Source organism: Streptomyces tibetensis, from assembly GCF_040647715.1.
In the GTDB taxonomy this organism is placed as follows: Bacteria; Actinomycetota; Actinomycetes; order Streptomycetales; family Streptomycetaceae; genus Streptomyces; species Streptomyces tibetensis_A.
Genome location: NZ_JBEZCR010000004.1, coordinates 47,763 through 71,816, shown reverse-complemented (window position 1 = coordinate 71,816; position 24,054 = coordinate 47,763). Strand labels below are relative to the sequence as shown.

Annotated in this window: 17 protein-coding genes and 1 tRNA gene; 6 read left to right on the top strand and 12 right to left on the bottom strand. The window is 71.4% G+C overall.

The window, feature by feature from the left end; all coding sequences use genetic code 11:
• Window positions 1-301: 301 nt before the first annotated feature.
• Window positions 302-973, top strand: a complete 672-nt coding sequence (locus AB0B29_RS11970) for a hypothetical protein (RefSeq protein WP_362237425.1) — start codon at window positions 302-304, stop codon at window positions 971-973.
• 186 nt (window positions 974-1,159) lie between these two features.
• On the opposite strand, the gene AB0B29_RS11965 is transcribed toward AB0B29_RS11970, so the two are convergent.
• The 8 genes from AB0B29_RS11965 to AB0B29_RS11930 all read right to left on the bottom strand — a co-directional run bounded on the left by AB0B29_RS11965 (window position 1,160) and on the right by AB0B29_RS11930 (window position 11,317).
• Window positions 1,160-2,074 (bottom strand): YceI family protein, encoded by a 915-nt coding sequence (locus AB0B29_RS11965; protein WP_362237422.1) that lies wholly within the window; start codon window positions 2,072-2,074, stop codon window positions 1,160-1,162.
• Between the two features lie 138 nt (window positions 2,075-2,212).
• Window positions 2,213-3,055 (bottom strand): NmrA family NAD(P)-binding protein, encoded by an 843-nt coding sequence (locus AB0B29_RS11960; protein WP_362237419.1) that lies wholly within the window; start codon window positions 3,053-3,055, stop codon window positions 2,213-2,215.
• Between the two features lie 87 nt (window positions 3,056-3,142).
• Window positions 3,143-4,432: a patatin-like phospholipase family protein gene (locus AB0B29_RS11955; RefSeq protein ID WP_362237416.1), complete on the bottom strand. Its 1,290-nt coding sequence runs from the start codon at window positions 4,430-4,432 to the stop codon at window positions 3,143-3,145.
• Window positions 4,429-5,508 (bottom strand): ComEC/Rec2 family competence protein, encoded by a 1,080-nt coding sequence (locus tag AB0B29_RS11950; RefSeq protein WP_362237413.1) that lies wholly within the window; start codon window positions 5,506-5,508, stop codon window positions 4,429-4,431. The genes AB0B29_RS11955 and AB0B29_RS11950 overlap by 4 nt, the downstream gene beginning before the upstream one ends.
• A 27-nt stretch (window positions 5,509-5,535) precedes the next feature.
• Window positions 5,536-7,329, bottom strand: a complete 1,794-nt coding sequence (locus AB0B29_RS11945; protein ID WP_362237410.1) for a S8 family serine peptidase — start codon at window positions 7,327-7,329, stop codon at window positions 5,536-5,538.
• 152 nt (window positions 7,330-7,481) lie between these two features.
• Window positions 7,482-8,558, bottom strand: coding sequence for a maleylacetate reductase (locus AB0B29_RS11940; protein WP_362237407.1), 1,077 nt, complete (start codon window positions 8,556-8,558; stop codon window positions 7,482-7,484).
• Window positions 8,555-9,424, bottom strand: a complete 870-nt coding sequence (locus AB0B29_RS11935) for an intradiol ring-cleavage dioxygenase (protein WP_362237405.1) — start codon at window positions 9,422-9,424, stop codon at window positions 8,555-8,557. Before AB0B29_RS11935 ends, AB0B29_RS11940 begins: the two co-directional genes overlap by 4 nt.
• A 144-nt stretch (window positions 9,425-9,568) precedes the next feature.
• A complete protein-coding gene (locus tag AB0B29_RS11930; RefSeq protein ID WP_362237403.1) occupies window positions 9,569-11,317 on the bottom strand; it encodes an FAD-dependent oxidoreductase in 1,749 nt (582 codons plus the stop codon).
• A gap of 260 nt (window positions 11,318-11,577) precedes the next feature.
• On the opposite strand from AB0B29_RS11930, the gene AB0B29_RS11925 reads away from it, so the two are divergent.
• Window positions 11,578-13,296: a sigma-54-dependent Fis family transcriptional regulator gene (locus AB0B29_RS11925; RefSeq protein WP_362237400.1), complete on the top strand. Its 1,719-nt coding sequence runs from the start codon at window positions 11,578-11,580 to the stop codon at window positions 13,294-13,296.
• 105 nt (window positions 13,297-13,401) lie between these two features.
• On the opposite strand, the gene AB0B29_RS11920 is transcribed toward AB0B29_RS11925, so the two are convergent.
• Window positions 13,402-13,486 (bottom strand) — tRNA-Leu (locus AB0B29_RS11920).
• A 142-nt stretch (window positions 13,487-13,628) separates the two neighbouring features.
• On the opposite strand from AB0B29_RS11920, the gene AB0B29_RS11915 reads away from it, so the two are divergent.
• Complete coding sequence (locus AB0B29_RS11915) at window positions 13,629-14,960, top strand: DUF2254 domain-containing protein (RefSeq protein WP_362237397.1); 1,332 nt, start codon at window positions 13,629-13,631, stop codon at window positions 14,958-14,960.
• 146 nt (window positions 14,961-15,106) lie between these two features.
• Here the strand turns inward: AB0B29_RS11915 and AB0B29_RS11910 are convergent, their stop codons facing one another.
• Genes AB0B29_RS11910 through sucC form a run of 3 tightly spaced genes read right to left on the bottom strand, consistent with a single transcriptional unit; the run spans window position 15,107 to window position 18,731 of the window.
• Window positions 15,107-16,648 (bottom strand): aldehyde dehydrogenase family protein, encoded by a 1,542-nt coding sequence (locus AB0B29_RS11910; protein WP_362237394.1) that lies wholly within the window; start codon window positions 16,646-16,648, stop codon window positions 15,107-15,109.
• A gap of 56 nt (window positions 16,649-16,704) precedes the next feature.
• The gene (sucD, locus tag AB0B29_RS11905) at window positions 16,705-17,586 is read right to left on the bottom strand and encodes a succinate--CoA ligase subunit alpha (RefSeq protein ID WP_362237391.1); all 882 of its coding nucleotides are present in this window, start codon (window positions 17,584-17,586) and stop codon (window positions 16,705-16,707) included.
• Between the two features lie 14 nt (window positions 17,587-17,600).
• Window positions 17,601-18,731 (bottom strand): ADP-forming succinate--CoA ligase subunit beta, encoded by a 1,131-nt coding sequence (sucC, locus tag AB0B29_RS11900; protein ID WP_362237388.1) that lies wholly within the window; start codon window positions 18,729-18,731, stop codon window positions 17,601-17,603.
• 142 nt (window positions 18,732-18,873) lie between these two features.
• On the opposite strand from sucC, the gene AB0B29_RS11895 reads away from it, so the two are divergent.
• Genes AB0B29_RS11895 through AB0B29_RS11885 form a run of 3 tightly spaced genes read left to right on the top strand, consistent with a single transcriptional unit; the run spans window position 18,874 to window position 23,957 of the window.
• Window positions 18,874-20,556 carry a thiamine pyrophosphate-binding protein gene (locus AB0B29_RS11895; RefSeq protein WP_362237385.1) on the top strand — a complete coding sequence of 561 codons (1,683 nt, stop codon included), beginning with the start codon at window positions 18,874-18,876 and terminating at the stop codon, window positions 20,554-20,556.
• A 10-nt stretch (window positions 20,557-20,566) separates the two neighbouring features.
• On the top strand, window positions 20,567-21,808 hold the full coding sequence (gene frc, locus AB0B29_RS11890; RefSeq protein ID WP_362237383.1) for a formyl-CoA transferase: 1,242 nt from the start codon (window positions 20,567-20,569) through the stop codon (window positions 21,806-21,808).
• Window positions 21,809-21,812: 4 nt separating this feature from the next.
• Window positions 21,813-23,957, top strand: a complete 2,145-nt coding sequence (locus tag AB0B29_RS11885; RefSeq protein WP_362237380.1) for an acetate--CoA ligase family protein — start codon at window positions 21,813-21,815, stop codon at window positions 23,955-23,957.
• The last annotated feature ends 97 nt before the right edge of the window (window positions 23,958-24,054 follow it).

Below are 24,054 nucleotides of genomic sequence, written 5' to 3'. Positions count from 1 at the left end.
TGGGTGAGTGTAGGGAGGCTGGTAGGAACGGAGCCAGGCGTTTTTGAATCGGGCGGTGCGGGGTGGTCGGGTTCGGCTTCGTCGCGTCCGGGCCGACGGGGACCTGACCATAGCTACTGGTTGCCCCCCGGGTACTGCTGAACGTCGATGGCGGCCACCTCTTGGTCGACGGCGGGCCCAGTGAGTTCATCCGGCCCGACAGGTCTGACTGGATCATCAACAGCGACAGCCCCTTCGTCATCCGGGGGTGGGGCGCTTCCAGGTCACGACTCAGTGACACGTGCACACATCTCCCCCACATATGCCTACGGTGTTCCGACGTTCAACCTTGGGGGGAATAATGCGCGTTCGCGCTACTGCGGCTACGGCTGCCCTGCTTCTGGCCGCTCTGACCGCATGCGGCAGCAACAACACTGGCAGTGCCTCGGCTTCGAAGACGAAGTCTCCGGCCAGCAAGTCGAAAAAGGTCGACTGCACGACCCAGACGCTCGACCAGGCCGAGTGGATGGAGCACTGTGCCGACGATGCCAGCACTGACGCCGACACGGGGGCGAAGTCGACGGGCCTCAAGTTCGGCGAGTCGTACACGTGGCCCGACGGGCTGAAGGTGTCGGTCGTCGACGCGAAGAGATTCACTGACTTCAACGAGGATGTGCTGGAGTCGCCTGAGCCGGGCAGTACTGACTTCCGGGTGACGCTGAAGCTGGAGAACGGGAGCAAGGAGCCGGCCGCCCTGGACGATCTGTCACTCATCGTCGAAGGGGCCACGAACGGTGGAGAGGCGTCCTTCACCATGTTCGAGAACGGGTCGCAGCCGCTGGAGGGTCGGCTCGCTCCCGGGGTGAAGGCAACGAAAAACGCCGACCACGTGCTGGAGACGAAGTACGGCAAGAAGATCGTGGTGACGGTGCAGCGGAACAGCGAGAACTACGACCTGGACTTCCCCGAGTTCAACGGCGAGATCACCGGCTGAGGCTGGGCACGACGAAGCGCCCCGCTCCCCCGAGTGCCGGCTGGAGCGGGGCGCTGTAGTTCACGCGGGTTGACCCGGCGGCCAGTCCGGCTTTTACCACCTCGTCGCCACCCTCTGCATGTCCGGGTGGGACCGGGCTCGCACAACGAGACGATCGTCGCGGCGAGCCTTCGGCATGTCGGACCACTACTCCGGCGGGGTAGGCGTGTCGTGGGTGCGGTACATCGCCTGGACGTCGAGCTCCAGTTGGACCGTCGGGCCCACCACCGCGATGCCCCGGGCCAGCATCGAGCGCCAGTTGAGGGTGTAGTCCTCGCGGTGGAGTTCCGCCCTCGCCAGGGCCGCGCAGCGCAGTTCCTGGCCGTAGCCGCCGTTCACGGTGCCGAGGTATGTCGTGTCCAGGGACACCGAGCGGCTGACGCCGTGCATGGTGAGGGAGCCCTGGAGCGTCCACTTGGTGCCGCCGCGGTAGGCGAAGCGCGCGCTGGTGAAATCGATGTACGGGAAGCGTTCGACGTCGAGGAAGTCGGCGGATCGCAGGTGGTTGTCGCGGGTGGTGTTGCCGGTGGTGATGCTGGAGGCGTCGATCCTGACGTGCACGCGGGAGTCGGACATGTCCGGGGCTACTCGGATGCCGCCTTCGAAGCGTTCGAAGCGGCCGTGGACATGGGCCATGCCGACGTGCTTGGCGATGAACCGGATCGCCGTGTGCGGCGGGTCGAAGAGCCAGGTGCCGGGCGCCGGAAGCTGGAGCGCCTCGGCCGGTTGCAGCCAGACGCGCTCGGTGGCGGTCGGGGTGCCCGGGCCCGTCTCGATCGTCTCGCGGTGCGGCCGCAGGCCCTCCGCCGAGATGAGCAGGCTGTACCGGCCGGGCGGCAGCGCCGCGAGGAAGTAGCCGTAGGGGTCGGTCGTGCCGCGGGCGGCGATGCGGTGGGTGTCCAGGGCGGTTACGGTGACGTCCGCGGCCGCCAGGGGCGAGCCCATCGGGTCGACGACCTCGCGGGCCACCGCCCCCGCGCCGTCGGGGAGGGGGAGGGCGAGGCCCGCCGCTGCGGCGGAGGTGTTCTTGAGCCACCGGCGCCGGAGCAGTGCGAGGGCCATGGTGGTCACCTTTCTTCGGGTGTGCGGCCGTGCGGTCGGCGATTCCGCGCATGCCGACGGCCGCACCTTGCTGCGGTCACACCCCCTTGTCGATCTTGACGGACGGGATTCCGGTCCGGGTGTCTCAATACGAGACAGTCAGGACTGCCCCGTGAAGGCGTCCGCGTGTTCGGCCGCCCACCGGGTGAAGGTGCGCGCCGGGCGGCCGGTGACCTTCTCGACGGTGTCGGAGACCGTACGGCCCACCTCGGGGGTGTCCCCGTACGCCATGAGCAGGAAGCCGATGACGTCCTCCCCGAGACCGGCCGCCCGCCACTGCGCGACGGCCTCCTCCTCGGTCAGCTCGACCAGGGTGATGTCGCGGCCGACGGCGGCGGCGATCGTCTTCACCTTGTCGCCGACGGTGAGCACGTCGGGGCCGGTGATCACGTACTCCTGGCCGCCGTGCCCCTCCTCCGTGAGCGCGACGGCCGCGACGGCGCCGATGTCCGCCTCGTGGACCATGGCACTCAGCCGGTCCACGAAGGGCTCCCGCACCTCCCCCGAGGTCACGATTCCGTCCGCCCACTCCAGGGCGTTGGCCATGAACTCGACCGGCATGAGCACCGTCCAGTCCACGCCGCCGGCGGCGCGCACCGCGTCCTCCAGCGGGGTGGGGCCGCCGCCGTGCAGCACGGTGACGCGGCGGACCCCGGCGGCCTTGGCGAGTTCCAGGATCCGGGGGCCGGTCTCCAGCGGGCTGAATGCAGCACCCCCGAAGGTGATCAGGTGGAGACCGGTGACGCCCTCCAGGGCCGGGACCAGGCCGTCCGGCTCGGTCAGGTCACCCTCGACGACGTCGACCCCGGCCGGGAAGGCGGCCTTCGCGGCGTCGCGGGTCAGGGCACGCACCTCGTGCCCCTGGTCGAGCAGTTCGGCGACGACCTGCCGGCCGACGGTTCCGGTGGCGCCGGTGACAAGAATCCTCTGCGTCTGAGTCATGCCACGACCCTAGGAAGGCATGAGGTCACCTTCTGTCCGCAAGACTCAGGAAACTGAGGGCCGTGCGTGCGGTCCTCGATCGGAGGGTCATCGTTGCGGCGGGCGCAGCGATGACACGTCGTCCGGAAGCAGCTCCGGGTGGTACGCCGCCAGAGCCGCCCCGCCCAGCCACCAGCCGCGGTGGACCAGGGCACGGCACAGGCCCGGGTCGAGGCGGTCGAACACGGTCGGGACGAGGGCGAGATGACGGCCGTCGTGGGCCGGGTTCTCGGGGAAGGCCGTGCGCCAGCGGCGCAGGGCGGCGGGGCCGTCCGCCGGGAAGTCGGTGGAGAGCTGGACGAGGATTCCGCGGCGGGCACCGCGCGGCGGTTCACCGTCCGGGCCCGCGGCCCTCGCGCGCTCGAAGCGTTCGACGACGGCCCGGGTCCGCAGCGTGGTGCTCTGCCGGTACAGCAGCGAATTCGCCCGTGCCAGGTCCCGGACCACCGGGACGCGCCCGTACACTCCGGGGCGCAGCAGGCCACCGGCGTTGAGGGCGCACAGGAAGGTGTGCCGGTAGCGGTCCGAGTCGATGGCCTCCAGACCGGTGTTGTCGTAGGTGCCGCCGTCGAGCAGCGCGGGCGGGTGGGTGGCGCACGGGAAGGGGGCCGGGTCGAGGACGACCGGCGGGAACGCGCCGGGCACCGCGGCGGAGGCGGAGACGGCCCGGCTCAGCCGCAGCCGCGTGCCGGCCGTGGGGGCCAGACCGATGGTGTAGTCGCCGTACACGTCACGTTCGAAGGTGAAGCGGGCACCGGTGGTCAGGTTGGCCGCGTTGACGATCCAGCGCACCTCCGGGTCCAGGCGCTCCAGTTCGGTGTCCCGCAGGAACCACTCGTCGAGGCGCCCGGCGAGGAGATCCGTACGGGTCGAGGGGCCGAGGGTCCGCCACAGGTCGCTGACGAGGGCATGTTTGAGGGAGCGGGAGGAGACGCGGTCGACGACCGGCGCGACGAGCAGCTCGTCTATGGCGCGTGCGGTGAAGTTCTCCTGCCGCAGCTCGGGCCAGGCGGTGGCGAGGCAGCCGTTGGCGACCGAACCGCCGGACACGGACGAGGAGTACCGCAGCCGGGACAGCAGCCCGGTGTCGGCCAGCAGCCGCACGAAGCCCAGGGCGGCGAGGGTGGCTCGGAACCCACCGCCGGACAGCGCGAGCGCGACCGGGTGTGCGGTGGCGGGTGGTTCGGCGGGGCGGAGGGTGTCGCCGCAGGGGCGGGCCGCGAGGCCGGTACCGGCGGCGGGCGAGTCGACGGCCCACTGCGGCCCGGCGGCCGGCACGGCGCCGGTCGGGCCCGTGGCCGGGGCGGACGGGGCGGGGGCCTGCCGGGAGGTGGTCATGGCGGGTCTCCGATCGTGATCAGGAGCGCCTGCTCGGCGGGCGCCCGGACGTCGATGCCGAAGGCGCGGCCTTCACTCAGGTGTGCCAGTTCCTCCTCGGCGAACGGGATGTGGTTGGTCAGGTGGACGACGTACGCGTCGTCCGGCGCCCGGGACTCGACGAGCCAGTGCAGGGTGTCCTCGCTGGGGTGGTGGTGGCGGATGCCGTCGGCGGATATGACGTAGTGGTCGGCCCGCACCTGTTCGAAGAAGTCGGCTTCCACGTTGCGGTCACTGCCGTGGTGCGGCAGTTTCAACAGGTCGACGTGGAGGGGTTCCGAGTCGTCGAGCAGGCCCAGTGCGCGCAGTCCGGACAGGACGCGGTCGCCGCGGGCGTCCCCGGTGAGCAGGGCGGTGCGGCCCGCGTGGCGCAGCAGCAGGACGATGCTGGAGAGGTTGGGCACCGACCCGTCGGTGTATCCCGCGGTGATGACGTCGGGATCGCCGCGCTGCTTCGCCTTGCGCCACCGCTCCTCCAGTTCCTCCAGCGCCTTCTCGTCCGGAGCGACGACCGTGACGTCCAGATCGTCGAGGACGGTCTCGGCGCCCTCGGTGAGCGGGCCGCCGAACGGGGCGTTGCCGTCCAGGTGCAGTGCGGTGGCCGCGTTGCGGATGTTGCGCCCCTGCTGGTAACTCGCCCCGACCGCCGCGTCGGTGGCGGCACGTTCGACCAGTGGCCGGACGGAGGCGCTCAGCCCGGGGGCGCGCCGGTCGACGAGTTCCTCCACGGAGTTGAACCACAGGCTGTCCACCGCGTACGGCGGGGCGTCCCCGTCCTGCTGGGCCTGCCGCATGTCGCGGAGGAGCCGGTCGAGCCCGTCGGCGTGGTCGTCGTCGACGTGGGAGAGGCACACGACGTCGAGGTGGGGCGGGCCTCCGCCGTCCTGGCCGCCGAGCTGCCGCAGTCGGCCCCGGAGCGAGGCCCGGTAGACGCCGCCGGGACCGCCGTCGACGAGCATGACCCGACCGTCTGGTGGGCCCCAGTGGACGAGGAAGCAGTCGCCGTGATGGGCGTCGAGGAATTCGAAGGTGAACATACCGGCTCCTGGCGGGTGGACCGATCGTCAGACGGACTGGATGGCGCGCAGCACGTCGACGAGTCCGTGGCCCTGGAAGTGGCGTTCGCGAGCCAGGTCCGTCGCCGTGGCGCAGAGGATCTCCTTCACACGTTCCGGGCGGCCGAGCAACTCCCGGTTGCGGGCCAGCAGCATGGCCGCGGCTCCGCTGACATGGGCCGCCGCCTGGCTGGTGCCGTGCATGGCGGCGATGCCCTCGCCGGGGATGGGGCCGTCGATGTCCTCTCCCGGTGCCACCAGGTCGGGCTTGGGCCGGCCGTCGCCGGTGGGGCCCCGGCTGGAGAAGTAGCTGACACCGTGGCGGTGGGGGTTGCTGCGGTGGGTGGAGCCGACGGTGATGACGGACTCCGCGTTTCCGGGGTCGGAGATGCTGATGTTCCGGTAGTCGGCGCCCATGGTCCGCGCGGTGCCGGTGAATCCCGAGTTGCCGGCCGCGGTGACGACCACGACGCCGGACCGCGCCAGGCGGTCGCACTCGACGCACACGGGGGTCCACCCGGTGGAGTGGCTGGCGACGTCGTGCGGGACCGACAGGCTGATGTTGACACCGGCGATGATGAGCCGGCCGGCCTGCTCGTTGATGTGACGGATCGCCTGCAGCGCGGTGACGATGGAGAACTCGTCGCCACCGCCGTCGTCGTCGAGGACCCGGACGTCGTAGAGCCGGATGCGTGGGCAGATGCCGCGGAAGTCCAGCTCGGGCCACCAGCCGCCGATGATGCCGGCGATGTGGGTGCCGTGCTGGTCGCCGGGCGGGGGCCGTGCGGGCTGCTTCGGGGACGGGGTGGTCTCGACGGACGGCAGGGCGGCCGCCCAGTTGACGAGGCCGCCCACGAGCACGTCGGCGGAGAGCTTCTCCCGTACGCCGGTGAAGTCGAAGGAGCGGGCGATACGCGTCCCGAGTGGCTGCGGCGTCGGGCCTGTGGTGTCCCAGTCGTGGAAGGCGGGGTGGCGCGGGTCGATGCCGCTGTCGACCACGGCCCAGCCGATGGAGGCGGTGTCGACCGAGAAGACCTGCTCCGCCGCGTCGGCTTTGATCGTCCGGCGTGACCGTACGACTGCTCCGGTGGCGGGCCGGTTGGTGGTCACGGAGACGACCGGGTACTTCTGTCTCCGGTCGGCCACCCGCCCGACGGGTGCGGGGGGCCGGCGCACGGGGCCGGTGTCCACGACGACGGCGTCCAGCATGTCGACCAGTACGCCGGTCACGGCCTGTTCCCGAGTCTCCCCCCGGCCCAGGTCCGGTCTCGCGCTCCGCACGACGCGGTGCAGCAGCCTGAGCAGCCAGGTGACGTGGCGGCCGCGCTCCTGCCGGCGCTCCATGCTGTCGTGGATCTCGCTGGTGGCGGGCGTCCTGACGTGTCCGGCGAGGGCCGCATCGACGCCTTCGGTCCCGCCGGCGCGGGCGAGTTCGTGGGCGACCCGCACCGCACCGGCCAGACTGGTCAGGGGCAGGACGTCGCTGACGAGTTCCTTCAGGGTCAGCTGCGCCGCCACGAAACTGCCGGCGGCGATCGGACGGCACTTCTCCATCAGCCCGCGGCTCTGGAAACGCTCCAGCACCTGTTCGACGCCGTACTCCTCACGGATCGCGAGAATCAGGTCCTGCCGCCCCCGCTCTCCTGTCCGGGCCACGGCCCCCGGACCGTCGGCGTCCTCCCGCGAGGACGGCGGCCGGGCGAACGCCAGCCATACGTCGAAGTGGACGGGGCAGTAGGTGGCCCACAGGACAGGTACGGGACCGTCCCCGTAGAACACCGCTGAGAGGTCGGCTCGGTCCATGTGGACTCCCGGTGCGCGTGCGTGCGGTCCTGCGCAGGGCGGTGGGAGACGGCGACAGCGGCCGAAGGGCCTGTTCTCATCTTCCGCCCTGGTCAGGGACGCTGCAACCTCGCGCTCACGGCGGGTACGGGCGTGCCGGCTGACGGAGGCGCCTAGGCCGTGGAGGGCGGGCCGCCTTCGTACGCCGCGAGCAGCACGCCGCGAACCCCCTCCACCGTCACCTCGCGCGGGTTGGCGTACGGCTCGCCCGCGGCCCGTTCCGCCGCCGGGGTCACGTCGGCCTCCGTGAGGCCGAGTTCGGCCAGGGAGCGCGGGGCGCCGAGACGGCCGGCCAGGTCCCACAGGGCGCGGGGCACGTCGTCGGTGCCGAGGGCGCGGCGCAGTACCGTCAACGCCTGCGGGGCGGCGGGGGCGTTGTGGGCGAGGGCGTGGGGCAGGACCACGGTGTGGGTCTCGGCGTGGGGCAGGCCGTAGGTGCCGCCGAGGACGTGGCACAGCTTGTGGTGCAGCCCCATGGTGGTCGCGCCGAGGCACGCCCCGCACAGCCATGCCGCGTACAGCGCCCGGCTGCGCGCGTCGAGGTCGTCCGGGTCGGCGGCCAGTCGCGGCAGGGCCTCGGCCATGGCCCGGACGCCCTCCTCGGCCATGATTGACACCAGCGGCGAGACGTCGGGGGCGTACAGCGCCTCGACGGCGTGCGCGAGCGCGTTGATCCCGCTGGTGACGGTCAGTGGTACGGGCAGGGACAGGGTGAGCCGGGGGTCGTAGACGACGCTGCGGGGCTGGACGACCGGGTCGCGGCCGGTGCGTTTGGTGCCGTGCTCGGTCAGGCCCCAGACCGGGGTCATCTCGGAACCCGAGTAGGTCGACGGCACGGCGATCAACGGAAGTCCGGTGCGCAGGGCGATCGCCTTGCCGAGCCCGATCGCCGAGCCGCCGCCGACCGCGACGCAGCCGTCCGCCCCGGCCGCCCGGACGGCCGCGACGGCCCGGTCGGCGTCCTCGACGGGCACGTGCATCCGCGCCTCGGCGTGCACTCCCGCACAGCTTTCGCCCAGCGCGTCCGCGACGGCCCGGGCCACGCGCTCGCCCCGGCTGCCGCACACGACGAGCAGCCGCCTCAGGCCCAGGCGCGCCGCCTCGTCCGGAGTCGCGGTGACGGCCGCGCCGGGCCGGAACACGACCCGCACGGGCCGGGTCTCGTACGTGAACTCCTCCTGGAACGTCATGCGGTCCGCTCCAAGACGAGGTCGAAGCGGGCGTGCCGGAAGGGGTTGCCCACGCCGAACTCCTGGGCCAGGGAAGGGTCGTCGGTCTCGGCGAAGTCCTGGACCAGGCTCCGCTTCACGGCGAACACCGCGTCGGAGTCGAGGTAGTCGCCGCCGGCCACGAAGATGTGCGTGGTGACGGGCGTGTGGCCCTCGGCCGTGGCGATGAAGTGGATGTGCGCGGGGCGGTAGGGGTGCCGTCCGGTCGCGCGCAGCAGCCCGCCCACGGGGCCGTCGGTGGGGATGGGATACGCCGCCGGGACGCAGGTGCGGAACCAGAAACGGCCCTCGGCGTCGGCGGTGAACAGCCCCCGTCCGTTGCCCGCGGGCTGGACGCCGGGCTGCTGCACGTCGTAGAAGCCCTTGTCGTCGGCCTGCCAGACGTCGACGACGGCGCCGGGCAGCGGGGTGCCGTCGGCGGACCGCACCCGGCCGCTGACGACGCACTTGTCGCCCCCGCCGACCAGATCGATGTCGTCGCCGAGCGCGCGGACCGGCGACTCGGTCATGTGGAAGGGGCCCAGCACGGTCGACTCGGTGGCGCCCGCCGCGCGATCGCCGCTCAGCGTCTCCACCAGCATGGACAGACCCAGCACGTCCGACAGCAGGATGAACTCCTGCCGGGTGTCGGTGCAGGCCTGGCCGGTCGCCGTCAGGAAGGTGATCGCCCGCTCCCACTCCTCCTGGGTGAGACGGGTCTCGCGGGCGAAGTCGTGCAGATGGCGGACGAGGCCGGTGAGCAGTTCACGCAGCCGCGGGGCGGCGGTCCCGCGCAGGCTGGCGAGGGCCTGCTCGGTGACGCCGGCCCTGGTCGCATCGGTGGTCATCCCGGCTCCTCGTCGTCGACGTCCGCTTCTTCCAGGTCTTCCGGTTCCTACAGCTCTTCCGCTGCTTCCATCGCTTCTGCTGCTTCCGCTGCTTCCGCTGCTTCCGCTGCTTCCGCTGCTTCCGCTGCTTCCATGATGGCGCGGTCAGGCGTGCCCAAGGATTCGCCGCAGCGCGTCCGCGAGCAGTTCTCCGGCGTCCGGGCCGGCGGAGGCGTGCCGGAAGGCGACGAAACCGTCCGGGCGTACCAGGAGGGCGCCCGCGTCCGGGATCTCACGCAGCCGCGCCCAGTCTCCGTACGGGTCCTCGTACTGCCGCCCCGGGCCGATCACCACCGTGCCGATCTCCACCTCCTGCGCCTCGGCCGCCCGCACCCAGGCCTCTCCCCCGATGCCGGTCAGCAGGGTGAAACGGCCCCCGCCGACGGTGTCGAGGGTCGAGAGCGTGCGGGTGCCGGAGGTGATCCAGGCGTGCGGGAGCCGGGCGCCGGGGCGGGAGGACGGCTGGTGGTGCAGCTCGGGGTCGCGGGCGAAGCCGGGGTCGGGCGTGCCGTCCGGGACGATCGCAGCTGAATCCCCGGCGTCGTAGCGCTGGTTGAGGTCGACGCCGTGGGCGTTGAACTCGTAGACCTTGAAGGCGATCGCCTCGCGCAGTGCGGCCCGCTGCTTCTCGGCGGCCTCGGTGGCGTCCTTGCGGGCGGCGATGTTGGCCCACAGTTGCTCGGGGGTCTGCGGGGAGAGCCCGTCGAGGGCCTCGAAGACCGGGGCGGTCTCACGGATGGACCGGTTGGCTCGGGTGACGATCTGCCGGCCGACCGGGGCGCGCTCGGCGGTGTAACTGTCGAGCAGGCTGGGGTGGGCGGTGCCGTCGAGGACCAGCTTGAGCTTCCAGGCGAGGTTGTAGGCGTCCTGGATCGAGGTGTTCGAGCCGAGGCCGTTGGACGGCGGATGCCGGTGCACGGCGTCGCCGGCGCAGAAGACCCGGCCGTTGGAGTACGTCTCGGCGTACATCTCGTTGACGGTCCACGCCGAGGACGAGGTGATGGTCACGGGGATGTCGTCGTCGCCGACGAGCTTCCTGACGATCGACTCGGCGTACTCGGTCGTCAGGTCGGGGGCGCCGGCGCTCACGTCGTAGCCCCAGACGATCAGCCACTCGTTCCAGGGGCGCACGCAGCGCACCAGGCCCGCGCCGATGCCGCCGACCGTCGCCCCCGGGGCCAGGACCCAGTAGAGGGTGGAGGGGCGGTGGGCGGTGTACTTGCTCAGATCCGCCTCGAAGACGATGTTGATGCTGCCGGCCACACCCATCTGGCCGCCCATCGGCAGCCCGGCGTCGGCGGCGACCTTAGACCGTCCGCCGTCGGCGCCGATCAGGTACTTGGCCCGGATCTGGTAGGTGTCCCCGCGCAGGCGGTCGCGGACGGTGGCGGTGACGCCGTCGGGGTCCTGGGTGTAGGAGAGGTACTCGTTCTCGAAGCGGAGCCGGGTGCCGCGGGCGACGGCCGCGTTCACGAGGACCGGCTCCATGAGGTGCTGGGGCATGTCGCACATGCGGGTGGGGCTGGCGAGTTCGTGTTCGGCCTGCACGAGCGGATCGTTGCCCCAGGAGCGCACGCGGCCCAGTTCCTCGCCCGCCAGGCTGGTGCAGAACGTCGTGTTGCCCATCAGGTGCTGCGGGGTGGCCTGCGCGACGACCTCCTGCTCCACGCCGAGGTCGCGCAGCACCTCCATGGTGCGCTGGTTGGTGATGTGCGCGCGGGGTGTGTCGGCGAGGCTCGCGTAGCGGGTCACCACGATGTTGGGGATGCCGTAGGTGCTCAGGGCCAGCGCGGCCGAGGCACCGGCCGGGCCGCTGCCCACGATCAGGACGTCGGTCTCGACGACGGTGGACACGGGCGCTCCTGCGGAAGGGGGTTCGGGCGGCGGGACGCGGGACGTGCATGATCATGGGGGTCCTCGGCCGGGCGCGGGTGTCTCATTACGAGACACAGGGGTGTCGGCGAACGAGGGGTGGGCGGGGTCTCGGGGTGCCTCGTGGCGCAACGCCGGATGGCCTCGCACCCCGGTACGACACACCAGATGGTCGGCGACGTGTGGCAGCGGGACCCGCGGTTGTTTCCTGTTCAACCGAACCCGTTACGGTGGGCCGTGCCGTGACCACCACAGACCCCTCCCCCGCAGCCACCACCGCCCGGCCCTCACTGCGCGTCGCCCGCGAGCGGTTCCTGTCGGGGCGTTCGCTGCCCCCGGGCGTGCCGGACGAGGTCGTCGCGGCGTGGCGGCGGGCCCGGTTCTTCGGCGTGCCGCACGACTTGGCGGAGCCGGTGGCGTGTCCTCCGCTCCCCGGGGAGTCGGCTCTGCTCGGCGCCGCCCGGCCGGTGCTCGACCGGATCGTCCCCGCACTGGGCGCAGGCGGGTCGCTGCTCGTCCTGACCGACGAGCGGCTGCGCGTGCTGTGGACGGCCGGGAGCGTACCCGGGTTCGGCGCGTGCGGCGGCCTGTCGGAGCAGGAGGTCGGCCACAACAGCGCGGCTCTCGCCCTGCGCACCCGGAGCCGGGCCGAGGTGCACGGACCCGAGCACTTCCTCGACCGGTGGCAGGACGTCTCCGCGGTCAGCGTCCCGGTGCTCGGGCCGGAGAGCGGGCAGGTCCGGGGCACCGTGACCGTCGTGACACGGCTGTGTGCCGCGGGAGCGCCGCACCCGCAGGCGGCTCTCGCCGAGGCGACGGTCGCGGCGTTCGAGACGGAGCTGCGGGCGCGGGCCGGGTGGGACGAGCGGGCGCTGCTCGACGCCTATGTGCGGGCGGCACGAGGCCCGAACATGGCCGTGGCGGCACTCGACGGCCGCAACCGGCTGGTCAGTGAGGCGGCGCAGCGGCTGCTGACACCCGAGGTGCTCGGGGTACTGGAGCGTACGGCGGCCGGCGCGCGGGACACGGACGTCACGGGCTTCGCGGAGTTGCCGGAGGGAGCCGGGTGCACCGCACGCGTCACCCCGGTGCGTCAGGACGGCAGGACCATCGGGATCGTGGCCGCCCTGGAACCGCTCGACGATCCGGGGCTCAAGGCCCCGGTCCCGTCCCCGCCGGTGACCCTGACCGGCTCCTCGGTCTCCTGGCGGCACGCCGTCGGGCATGCCGTCGAACTGGCCCGTTCCCGGGAGCCCCTGCTGCTCACCGGTGAGCGCGGCACGGGCAAGTACGCGCTGGCGCGGGAGCTGTTCGGGCCGGACCCCGTCCAGGTGGCAGACGCGGCGCGGGACACCGGCCTCGACCAGGTCCTGCCCGGGTGGCGCTCCGATCGTCCCCTCCTGCTCCGGCACGCCGAGCGCCTCGCGCAGCCCGGCGTGGCGGCCCTCAACTCCATGCTCGACCAGCACCCGGACACCCAGCTCCTGATCACCTACACACCAGGTGCGTCCGTCGGCCCCTGCCTGCAGCGCCTGCTGGACAAACTGTCCGCCCGCTCGGTGACCCTGCCACCACTGCGGGAACGCGCCGAGGACATACGGGAACTCCTGCCGGCCCTCAGCCCCCGCCCGGCGCCCGGGCAACCGCCGCTGACCTGGACCCTGGACGCCCTGCACGCGCTGGAGCGGTACCCGTGGCCCGGCAACGTCACCGAGCTGGCCCATGTCGTACGGGCCCTGGCGGAGCAGCGGCGGGCGTCCGGGCCGGTCCGCCGGGCGGAGCTGCCGGACGCCGTCCGGGAAGGCCCGGCCGCGCGCCCGCTCAGCCCGATGGAGCACGCCGAGCGGGCCACGATCCTGGAGGCGCTGCGCCGCCACGGCGGCAACAAGGCACGCACGGCGGTCGCACTCGGGATCGGCCGGGCGACGCTGTACCGCAAGCTGCGGGAGTACCGGCGCTGAGGCGAAGGCTCAGGCAAGGACTGAGACTCAGGCCGCGGCGCGGAAGGCATGACGCACAACAGCCCGGGCGGGTCGAGAAGATCTCGACCCGCCCGAGCTGGTCTGTGTCCGAGGGGGGACTTGAACCCCCACGCCCGATAAAGGGCACTAGCACCTCAAGCTAGCGCGTCTGCCATTCCGCCACCCGGACCAGGTGTCTGCCGCCGTGCCAGGGGTGTTCCCCGCGGCGACATGGACAACCATACCAAGCTTTCGGAGTGCCTTTCACCTGCGTTTCCGTGCGCCTGGCGGGGGTCCGGGACCTCGCGCACGGATACCTCTAGGGTCACACCATGAGTGACTGGATGGTTACGCAGAGCCCCTCGGCCGGGCGTCGCCCGCGTGCGCTGTCGCCGCTCAGGGAGCACCTGCGGGACACGTTCTGGTTCGCCCCCACCGCGGCGATGGTCGGTGTCTTCATGGTCTGGGTCGGGGCGGAGGCGCTCGACACGGCCATCGTCGACGCGCTCCAGCAGGACCGTGACTACGAGACGCTCGACGAGCTGCTGCGGTTCGCCGAGGACGCGAAGGCCGTGGTGAGCGCGGTCAGCTCGGCGATGATGACCTTCATCGGTGTGGTCTTCAGCATCTCGCTGGTGGCCGTGCAGATGGCGAGCGGGCAGTTCACCCCGCGCGTGGTGCGGCTCTTCGTGCGCAGCCGGATCACGAAGGCGACCTTCGCGGTCTTCCTGTCCACGTTCGTGCTGACCCTGCTGGTCCTGACGAGCTTCGACACCGTCGACGACCCCCGTGCCGTCACGACGGTGCCTCTGGTGCAGTCGGTCCTCACCCTGTGCATGGTCGCCCTGAGCCTGCTGCTCTTCGTGCTGTACGTGAACGCCACCCTGCGGCTGATGCGGATCAGCCATGTGATCGCGCGGATCGCCTCGGAGTCGTTCCGGGTGGTCGCCTCGATGCCCGTGCCGGCGGTCGGGCAGGACACTCCCGGCCTCGGCCGCGAGACCGCGTGGGTGCCGCACGAGGGCAGGGCCGGAGTGCTGCGGGACGTGCACATCGCACGCCTGGTGCGGGTGGCGCGCAAACACCGGGTCGTGCTGCGGCTGATCCCTCGGATCGGGGACTTCGTGGTGCCCGGGATGCCCGTGCTGGCGGTGCACGGCGGGCCGGTTCCGCCGCGCAGGGCGCTGCGCCACGCGCTCTCGGTGGGAGTGGAGCGGACCTACCATCAGGATCTCGGTTTCGGGCTGCGACAGTTGTCCGACATCGCACTGCGTGCCCTGTCCCCCGCGATCAACGATCCGACGACCGCCGTCCAGGCGCTGGACCGTGTCGTGCAGTTCCTTGCCGCGCTGAGCCGGCGTCCGCTGGACGCCGTCCTGCACCGGGACCGGGCCGGTGCGGTGCGGCTGGTGCAGCCCGTGCCCGGCTGGACCGAGCTGGTGGATCTCGGGTTCACCGAGACACGGGGGTGCGCCATCGGCAGCCCGCAGATCTCCCGGCGCATGCTGGCCGGTCTCGACGACCTGCTCCTGCTCGCTCCGCAGGAGCGCCGCGAGCCGCTGCTGCGCCATCGCGAACTGCTCCGGCAGGCGGTCGATCTCGCCGCGGCGACCCCGCCCGACCGGGACTTCGCCCTGCGCCCGGACCGGCAGGGAATCGGCTGAACGACGTTTCGGAGCGCCGGGCGGCGCCACGTCGCACCGCAACCACGTGCCGGCCCCCCTTCCGGCCGTCGGACCGCTACTGCGTCCGACGCCGGCCCCCTCATCGCGAACCCCGCGGGGACCGGCGTCGGACGCGCCCCCCTGCGTCAGGGCAGCAGCTGGTACTCCGGGAAGTTGCCCGGCAGCCGCTCCCCCTGCGGTCCTCGCGTCACCGCCCGCACGAGCAGGTCGCCGCCGACGAACGCGCCGCGCCAGGACGCACCGAGCCCGCCGAACAGCTCGTCGCGGTCGCCCCGGGAGCGGGGCGTGCCGTGGCCGACCTTGAACGCACGGATGTGCGGGGCGAGCCGCTCGTACGTGGCCCGGTCGTCCGTGGACAGCGTGGCGACCAGCGCGCCGTTGGAGGCGTTCATCGCGGCCAGCAGCTCCGCCTCCGTATCGACCAGGACGATCGTGTCGACCGGGCCGAACGGCTCCGCGTGGTGCAGCGGGGAGGACGAGGGCGGGTTGAGGAGCGTGACCGGCTGGACGTAGGCGGAGGTGTCCTGGCCGGGCAGGAAGCGGGCGTCGTCGGGCGTGGCGCGGTGCAGCGGTACGGCGCCCCGGTCGATCGCCTCGGCGACCTGGTCCTGCAGTTCCTTCGCCTTGGCCGCGTTGATCACCGGCCCGAAGTCCAGCTCCGGGTACGGATCGTCAGGCTGCGCCACGGCGAGCGGATGCCCGACCCTGAGCGTGCGCACCGCCGGGAGGTACGCCGCCAGGAAGGCGTCGAACAGGTGCCGCTGGACGACGAAGCGCGGGTACGCCGTGCAGCGCTGCTTGCCGTAGTCGAAGAGCGTCGGGATCACCGCGGTGAAGGTGTCCCAGTCCGAGTAGTTCCAAAGGCCCCAGGTGTTGAGTCCTTCCTGTTCGAGTACGTGTGGTTTGCCGAGGTCGGCGACGGCTGTGGCCACTGCTGCGCCGGTGTCGCGGCCGCCGACGAAGGAGACGCAGCCGATCTCGGGCGCCCGCACCAGTGCCTGGGACAGCTCGCCTCCGCTGCCGCTGACGAGGGTCACGGGTACTCCCTCGCGGGCGGCGAGGGCACAGGCCAGGGTCAGGCAGGCGACACCACCGTCGGTCGGGGTCTTGGCGATGACCGCGTTGCCTGCGAGTGATTGGACCAGCAATGCGTGAACGAGCACGCTCATCGGGTAGTTCCAGCTGGCGATGTTGGATACCGGGCCGTCCAGCGGGGAGCGGCCGGCGAGCATCGGTTCGACGCCGTCGACATACCAGCGGACGCCGTCGATGGCCCGGTCGACGTCCGCCTGAGCGAGGCGCCAGGGCTTGCCGATCTCCCAGACGAGCAGGAGGGCGAGCAGCGTGCGGTGTTCGGTGAGGGCGTCGAGGGTGGCCGCGACCCGGGCCCGGCGCTCCTCCAGGGGGAGGTGCCGCCAGGCGCGGTGCTGGTCGAGTGCGGCGCACACGGCTCGGTGGGCGGTGGTCCCGTCCAGACGGGGCGGGCCTGCGACAGGGCTGCCGTCGACCGGGCTGACGGCGGGCAGGACCCGTCCGTCCTCCTGCCAGGCGCCGTTCCAGAGGTTGAGGACCCGGTCGTCACGGAAGGCCTCCGGAGCGACGGCGAGGCAGCGCCGCCACGCGTCGGGCCAGGAGGTGCCGGACTTGAGGGTGAGGGTGGGTGCCATGGGGTTGCTCCGCTCTCGGTGCACAGTCGGGGGCGGGAATCAGTCCGGAACTGCCGCTAGCACGCTGCCAGGCGCTCGAGCACCAGTTTCGCCGTCTCGGTCGGTGTGCTGCCCACGCTCACTCCGACCGTCTCCAGGGCCTCCTTCTTCGCGGCGGCCGTTCCGGAGGAGCCGGACACGATCGCGCCCGCGTGCCCCATGGTCTTGCCCTCGGGCGCGGTGAATCCGGCGATGTAGCCGACGACGGGCTTGCTGACGTGCTCGCGGATGTAGGCCGCCGCCCGTTCCTCCGCGTCGCCGCCGATCTCGCCGATGAGGACGATCAGTTCGGTGTCGGGGTCGTCCTGGAAGGCGGCGAGGCAGTCGATGTGCGTGGTGCCGACGACGGGGTCGCCGCCGATGCCGACGCAGGTGGAGAAGCCGATGTCGCGCAGCTCGTACATGAGCTGGTAGGTCAGCGTGCCCGACTTGGAGACCAGGCCGATGCGGCCCGGCTTGGTGATGTCGGACGGGATGATGCCCGCGTTGGACTGGCCGGGCGTGATGAGACCGGGGCAGTTGGGGCCGACGATGCGGGTGCCCTTGTCCTGGGCGTACGCGGTGAAGGCGACGGAGTCGTGGACGGGGATGCCCTCGGTGATGACGACGGCGAGGCCGATGCCGGCGTCGGCGGCCTCGACGACGGCCGCCTTGGCGAAGGCGGGCGGGACGAAGACGACGCAGACGTCGGCTCCGGTGACGCGGATGCCGTCGGCGACGGAGCCGAAGACGGGCACGGCACGGTCGTCGAAGTCGACGGTGCGGCCGGCCTTGCGCGGGTTGACGCCGCCGACGACGTTCGTGCCGGCCGCGAGCATGCGCCGGGTGTGCTTCATGCCCTCGCCGCCGGTCATGCCCTGGACGAGGACCCTGCTCTCCTTGGTGAGGTAGATGGCCATGGCGTTCCCTCTCCTCAGGCCGTGGTGGCGAGTTCGGCGGCACGGGCGGCGGCGCCGTCCATGGTGGTGACCTGCTGGACGAGCGGAGGCGCGTGCTCGTCGAGGATGGCCCGGCCCCGGGCCGCGTTGTTGCCGTCCAGGCGGACGACCAGCGGCTTGGTCAACCGCACGGATTCCAGGGCCTGCACGATGCCGTCGGCGACCGCGTCGCAGGAGGTGATCCCGCCGAAGACGTTGACGAAGACGGATTTCACGGCCGGGTCGGAGAGGATGACCGACAAGCCGTCCGCCATGACCTGGGCGCTCGCTCCGCCGCCGATGTCGAGGAAGTTGGCCGGTCGCGCGCCGCATCCCGCGACCACGTCCAGGGTCGACATGACGAGGCCGGCGCCGTTGCCGATGATGCCGACCTCGCCGTCCAGCTTGACGTAGTTGAGGCCCTTGGCTGCGGCGGCCGCCTCCAGCGCGTCGTCGTGCTCCGCGACGTCCGCGCCCCAGCGCGCCTGCCGGTAGCGCGCGTTGTCGTCAAGGGTGACCTTGCCGTCAAGGGCCAGGATCCGGCCCTCCTTCGTGCGGACGAGCGGGTTGACCTCGACGAGGAGGGCGTCCTCGCGGACCAGGACTTCCCACAGCCGTACGAGGACGTCCACGGCCTGCTGCGGCAGCCCGGCCGCCTCGGCGATCTCGCCCGCCTTCGCGGTGGTGACTCCCTCGGCGGGGTCGATGGGGACACGGGCCACGGCCTCGGGACGGGTCGCGGCGACCTCCTCGATCTCCATGCCGCCTTCCGCGGACGCGATCGCGAGGAAGCGGCCCGCCGCGCGGTCGAGTACGTAGGACACGTAGAACTCGTTCTCGATGTCGACCGGCTGGGCCAGCATGACCTTGCCGACCCTGTGTCCCTTGATCTCCATGCCGAGGATCTGGCGTGCGGTCAGCTCGGCGGCGGCCGGGTCGGCGGCGATCCTCACACCACCGGCCTTGCCACGCCCACCCGTCTTCACCTGGGCTTTCACCACGACCCGGCCGCCGAGCCGGCGTGCGATCCCGCGTGCTTCCTCGGGCGAGTCGGTCACCTCGGCCCGCGGCACCAAGATGCCGTGTTCTTCGAAGAGTTCTCTTGCCTGGTGTTCGTACAGGTCCATTTCGGCTCCTGACTGAAAATGCCGCACGCCCCCTGGACACCACCCACCGGATGCGGGATAACAAGCTTCATACAGTATTCGTCGACTGTATGCAATGTACTGCGAGCCGCTCCAACCCCCTACGAAGGGACAGGACTTCGCCATGCCCGACGACACCCAGGACTTGATTTCCGGTGGTCATCTCGTAGCCAAGGCGCTGAAGGCCGAGGGGGTCGACCGCATCTACACGCTGTGCGGCGGCCACATCATCGACATCTACGACGGCTGCGTCGACGAGGGCATCGAGGTCGTCGACGTACGCCACGAGCAGGTCGCCGCCCACGCCGCCGACGGTTACGCCCGCATCACCGGCAAGCCCGGCTGTGCGGTGGTCACCGCGGGCCCGGGCACGACCGACGCCGTCACCGGTGTCGCCAACGCCTTCCGCGCGGAGTCCCCGATGCTGCTGATCGGCGGTCAGGGGGCTCTCACACAGCACAAGATGGGGTCCCTGCAGGACCTGCCGCACGTCGACATGATGAACCCCATCACCAAGTTCTCGGCGACCGTGCCGGACACGGCCCGCGCCGCGGACATGGTGTCCATGGCGTTCCGCGAGTGCTTCCACGGCGCGCCCGGGCCCTCCTTCCTGGAGATTCCGCGCGACGTGCTGGACGCCAAGGTCCCGGCCGCCAAGGCACGCGTGCCGCAGGAAGGCGCCTACCGCGCCTCGACCCGCTCGGCCGGCGACCCCGAGGCCATCGAGAAGCTCGCCGACCTGCTGGTGCACGCCGAGAAGCCGGCCGTCCTGCTCGGCAGCCAGGTCTGGACGACCCGGGGCACCGAGGCGGCCATCGAGCTCGTCAGGACCCTCAACATCCCCGCCTACATGAACGGCGCGGGACGCGGCACCCTCCCGCCGGGCGACCCGCACCACTTCCAGCTCTCGCGCCGGTACGCCTTCTCCAATGCCGACGTCATCGTCATCGTCGGCACGCCCTTCGACTTCCGCATGGGCTACGGCAAGCGCCTGTCCCCGGACGCGACCGTCGTGCAGATCGACCTCGACTACCGCACGGTCGGCAAGAACCGCGACATCGACCTCGGCATCGTGGGAGACGCCGGGCTGGTGCTGAAGTCGGTGACCGAGGCTGCCTCCGGGCGCATCAACGGCGGTGCGTCCAAGCGCAAGGAGTGGCTGGACGAGCTGCGGGCGGCCGAGCAGACCGCGCTGGAGAAGCGGCTGCCGAACCTGAGGTCCGACGCCTCCCCCATCCACCCCTACCGCCTGGTCAGCGAGATCAACGACTTCCTCACCGAGGACTCCATCTACATCGGCGACGGCGGCGACATCGTCACCTTCTCCGGCCAGGTCGTGCAGCCCAAGTCGCCCGGGCACTGGATGGACCCGGGTCCTCTCGGCACGCTCGGCGTCGGTGTCCCCTTCGTGCTCGCGGCCAAGCAGGCACGGCCCGACAAGGAGGTCGTCGCGCTCTTCGGCGACGGCGCGTTCTCCCTGACCGGCTGGGACTTCGAGACCCTCGTCCGCTACGACCTCCCCTTCGTCGGCATCGTCGGCAACAACTCCTCCATGAACCAGATCCGCTACGGCCAGGCCGCCAAGTACGGCAAGGACCGCGACCGGGTCGGCAACACCCTCGGCGACGTCCACTACGACAAGTTCGCCCAGATGCTGGGCGGCTACGGCGAGGAGGTCCGCGACCCCGCCGACATCGGCCCGGCCCTGCAGCGCGCCCGCGAGTCCGGCAAGCCGTCGCTCATCAACGTCTGGGTCGACCCCGACGCGTACGCCCCCGGAACCATGAACCAGACCATGTACAAGTGAGGTGCCCGCGATGACTGCTACCTCCACCAAGGCCCTCGAAGGCATCCGCGTCCTGGACATGACCCACGTCCAGTCCGGGCCGTCGGCGACGCAGCTGCTCGCCTGGCTCGGCGCGGACGTCGTCAAGCTGGAGGCGCCGACCGGCGACATCACGCGCAAGCAGCTGCGTGACCTGCCGGACGTCGACTCCCTCTACTTCACGATGCTCAACTGCAACAAGCGGAGCATCACCCTCAACACCAAGACCGAACGCGGCAAGGAGATCCTCACCGAGCTGATCCGGCGCTCCGACGTCATGGTCGAGAACTTCGGCCCGGGCGCGGTGGACCGGATGGGCTTCACCTGGGACCGCATCCAGGAGATCAATCCACGGATCGTCTATGCCTCCATCAAGGGGTTCGGCGAGGGCCCGTACACCAACTTCAAGGCGTACGAGGTCGTCGCGCAGGCCATGGGCGGGTCGATGTCGACCACCGGCTTCGAGGACGGACCGCCGCTGGCGACGGGGGCCCAGATCGGGGACTCGGGGACGGGTGTGCACGCCGTGGCGGGCATCCTCGCCGCGCTCTACCAACGGGAGCGCACCGGGCGCGGGCAGCGGGTCAACGTGGCCATGCAGCACGCCGTACTCAACCTGTGCCGGGTGAAGCTGCGGGATCAGCAGCGTCTGGCACACGGGCCGCTCGCTGAATATCCCAACGAGGACTTCGGCGACGAGGTTCCCAGGTCCGGGAACGCGTCCGGCGGCGGACAGCCCGGCTGGGCGGTCAAGTGCGCGCCGGGCGGCCCGAACGACTACGTGTACGTCATCGTGCAGCCCGTCGGCTGGCAGCCCATCAGCGAGCTCATCGGCCGGCCCGAGCTGGCCGACGACCCCGAGTGGGCGACGCCCGAGGCGCGGCTGCCCAAGCTCGGCAAGATGTTCCAGCTGATCGAGGAGTGGTCCTCGACGCTGCCCAAGTGGGAGGTGCTGGAGCGGCTCAACGCGCACAACATCCCGTGCGGGCCGATCCTGTCCACCCGGGAGATCATCGAGGACCGTTCGCTGGTCGCCAACGAGATGGTCGTCACGGTGCCCCATCCCGAGCGCGGCGACTTCGTGACCGTCGGCAGCCCGCTCAAGCTGTCCGACTCCCCCGTCGACGTGACCAGTTCACCCCTGCTCGGCGAGCACAACGAAGAGGTCTACATCGGCGAACTCGGCCTCGGCGACGAGGAAGTGCGCCTGCTCAAGTCGAACGGAGTGATCTGACGTGATGGCGGAAGACCGGGTCCTGCGGGTGCGGTCCCTCCTGGAGTCCGTACGGGCCGAGGGACGGACCGCGCTGACCGCGCCCGAGGGCAAGGTGATCGCCGACGCGTACGGGATCGCCGTACCGGGCGAGGAACTGGCGACGGACGTCGACGAGGCGGTGGCGTTCGCGGCGCGCTTCGGCGGGCCCGTCGTGATGAAGATCGTCTCACCGGACATCCTGCACAAGACCGACGCCGGCGGGGTGATCGTCGGGGTCGAGGGCGCGGCCGACGTACGGGCCGCGTTCCACACGATCATCGACAACGCGCGCGCCTACGACGCCGATGCCCGTATCTCGGGCGTACAGGTGCAGGAGCTGCTGCCGAAGGGGCAGGAGGTCATCGTCGGCGCGGTCACGGACCCGACGTTCGGGAAGGTGGTCGCCTTCGGGCTCGGCGGGGTGCTCGTCGAGGTGCTCAAGGACGTCACGTTCCGGCTCGCGCCGGTGAACGCCGACGAGGCGCTGTCCATGCTGGACTCGATCCGGTCGGCCGAGATCCTGCGCGGGGTGCGCGGCCAGGCGGGCGTGGACCGGTGGGCCGTCGCCGAGCAGATCCGCCGGGTCTCCCAACTCGTCGCGGACTTCCCCGAGATCGCCGAGGTGGACCTCAACCCGGTGATCGCGACGCCGGAGGGGGCCGTCGCGGCCGACATCCGGGTGATCCTGGCCGAGTCGCAGCCCGCACCGCGCCGGACGTACTCGCGCGACGAGATCCTCACCTCGATGCGCCGGCTGATGCAGCCCCGCTCGGTCGCCGTGATCGGCGCTTCCAACGAGCAGGGCAAGATCGGCAATTCGGTGATGCGCAACCTCGTGGACGGGGGCTTCGCGGGCGAGATCCACCCGGTGAACCCCAAGGCCGATGACATTCTGGGCCGCAAGGCGTACAAGAGTGTCACGGACGTTCCCGGTGAGGTGGATGTGGCGGTCTTCGCGATCCCCGCCAAGTTCGTGGCCTCGGCCCTGGAGGAAGTGGGACGCAAGAAGATCCCGAACGCCGTGCTGATCCCGTCCGGGTTCGCGGAGACCGGCGAGCACCAACTCCAGGCGGAGATCGTGGAGATCGCCGAGCGGCACGGCGTACGGCTGCTGGGGCCCAACATCTACGGCTACTACTCGACCTGGCAGGACCTGTGCGCCACGTTCTGCACGCCCTACGACGTCAAGGGCGGGGTGGCGCTGACCTCGCAGTCGGGCGGCATCGGGATGGCCATCCTGGGCTTCGCGCGGACCACCAAGACGGGCGTGTCGGCGATCGTCGGACTCGGCAACAAGTCGGACCTGGACGAGGACGACCTGCTGACCTGGTTCGGCGAGGACCCGCACACCGACTGCATCGCCATGCACCTGGAGGACCTCAAGGACGGCCGGGCCTTCGTGGAGGCCGCGCGGGCGACCGTGCCGAAGAAGCCGGTGGTCGTGCTGAAGGCCGGGCGGACCGCCGCGGGCGCCAAGGCGGCCGGTTCGCACACGGGCGCCCTCGCCGGCGACGACGCCGTGTACGACGACATCCTGCGGCAGGCCGGGGTGATCCGCGCGCCGGGGCTGAACGACATGCTGGAGTACGCGCGCGCGTTGCCGGTGCTTCCCGCACCCAAGGGCGACAACGTCGTGATCATCACGGGTGCCGGCGGCAGCGGTGTGCTGCTCTCCGACGCGGTGACGGACAACGGACTGTCGCTGATGGAGATCCCGCCGGACCTGGACGAGGCGTTCCGGAAGTTCATCCCGCCCTTCGGGGCCGCGGGCAACCCGGTGGACATCACCGGGGGCGAGCCGCCGTCCACGTACGAGGCGACGATCCGGCTGGGTCTGGAGGATCCGCGCATCCACGCGCTGGTCCTCGGCTACTGGCACACCATCGTCACTCCTCCCATGGTGTTCGCGGAGCTCACCGCGCGCGTGGTGGCCGAGTTCCGGGAGCGCGGGATCGAGAAGCCCGTGGTGGCGTCGCTCGCCGGTGACGTGGAGGTCGAGGAGGCCTGCCAGTACCTCTTCGAGCGCGGGGTCGTGGCGTATCCGTACACGACCGAGAAGCCGGTGGCCGTGCTCGGCGCGAAGTACCGCTGGGCGCGGGAGGCGGGACGGCTGGGGGGCGGTACATGAGGTGAGTGAGCGGGAGGCCGGCCGACGGTGCGCGTCGGCCGGCCCCGGGACCCGCACGCGCACGAAAGGCATGGGACAGGGGGCGCTGGCCAGATCT

Excerpts from the sequence above, each read along its gene's own strand:
- AB0B29_RS11960 (WP_362237419.1), bottom strand. The coding sequence starts at position 3,055 with ATGACTCAGACGCAGAGGATTCTTGTCACCGGCGCCACCGGAACCGTC.
- AB0B29_RS11940 (WP_362237407.1), bottom strand. The coding sequence starts at position 8,558 with ATGACGTTCCAGGAGGAGTTCACGTACGAGACCCGGCCCGTGCGGGTC.
- AB0B29_RS11950 (WP_362237413.1), bottom strand. The coding sequence starts at position 5,508 with ATGTTCACCTTCGAATTCCTCGACGCCCATCACGGCGACTGCTTCCTC.
- frc (WP_362237383.1), top strand. The coding sequence starts at position 20,567 with ATGACTGCTACCTCCACCAAGGCCCTCGAAGGCATCCGCGTCCTGGAC.
- AB0B29_RS11955 (WP_362237416.1), bottom strand. The coding sequence starts at position 4,432 with ATGACCACCTCCCGGCAGGCCCCCGCCCCGTCCGCCCCGGCCACGGGC.
- AB0B29_RS11885 (WP_362237380.1), top strand. The coding sequence starts at position 21,813 with ATGGCGGAAGACCGGGTCCTGCGGGTGCGGTCCCTCCTGGAGTCCGTA.
- AB0B29_RS11895 (WP_362237385.1), top strand. The coding sequence starts at position 18,874 with ATGCCCGACGACACCCAGGACTTGATTTCCGGTGGTCATCTCGTAGCC.
- sucC (WP_362237388.1), bottom strand. The coding sequence starts at position 18,731 with ATGGACCTGTACGAACACCAGGCAAGAGAACTCTTCGAAGAACACGGC.
- sucD (WP_362237391.1), bottom strand. The coding sequence starts at position 17,586 with ATGGCCATCTACCTCACCAAGGAGAGCAGGGTCCTCGTCCAGGGCATG.
- AB0B29_RS11970 (WP_362237425.1), top strand. The coding sequence starts at position 302 with ATGCCTACGGTGTTCCGACGTTCAACCTTGGGGGGAATAATGCGCGTT.
- AB0B29_RS11915 (WP_362237397.1), top strand. The coding sequence starts at position 13,629 with ATGAGTGACTGGATGGTTACGCAGAGCCCCTCGGCCGGGCGTCGCCCG.
- AB0B29_RS11945 (WP_362237410.1), bottom strand. The coding sequence starts at position 7,329 with ATGGACCGAGCCGACCTCTCAGCGGTGTTCTACGGGGACGGTCCCGTA.
- AB0B29_RS11935 (WP_362237405.1), bottom strand. The coding sequence starts at position 9,424 with ATGACCACCGATGCGACCAGGGCCGGCGTCACCGAGCAGGCCCTCGCC.
- AB0B29_RS11910 (WP_362237394.1), bottom strand. The coding sequence starts at position 16,648 with ATGGCACCCACCCTCACCCTCAAGTCCGGCACCTCCTGGCCCGACGCG.
- AB0B29_RS11965 (WP_362237422.1), bottom strand. The coding sequence starts at position 2,074 with ATGGCCCTCGCACTGCTCCGGCGCCGGTGGCTCAAGAACACCTCCGCC.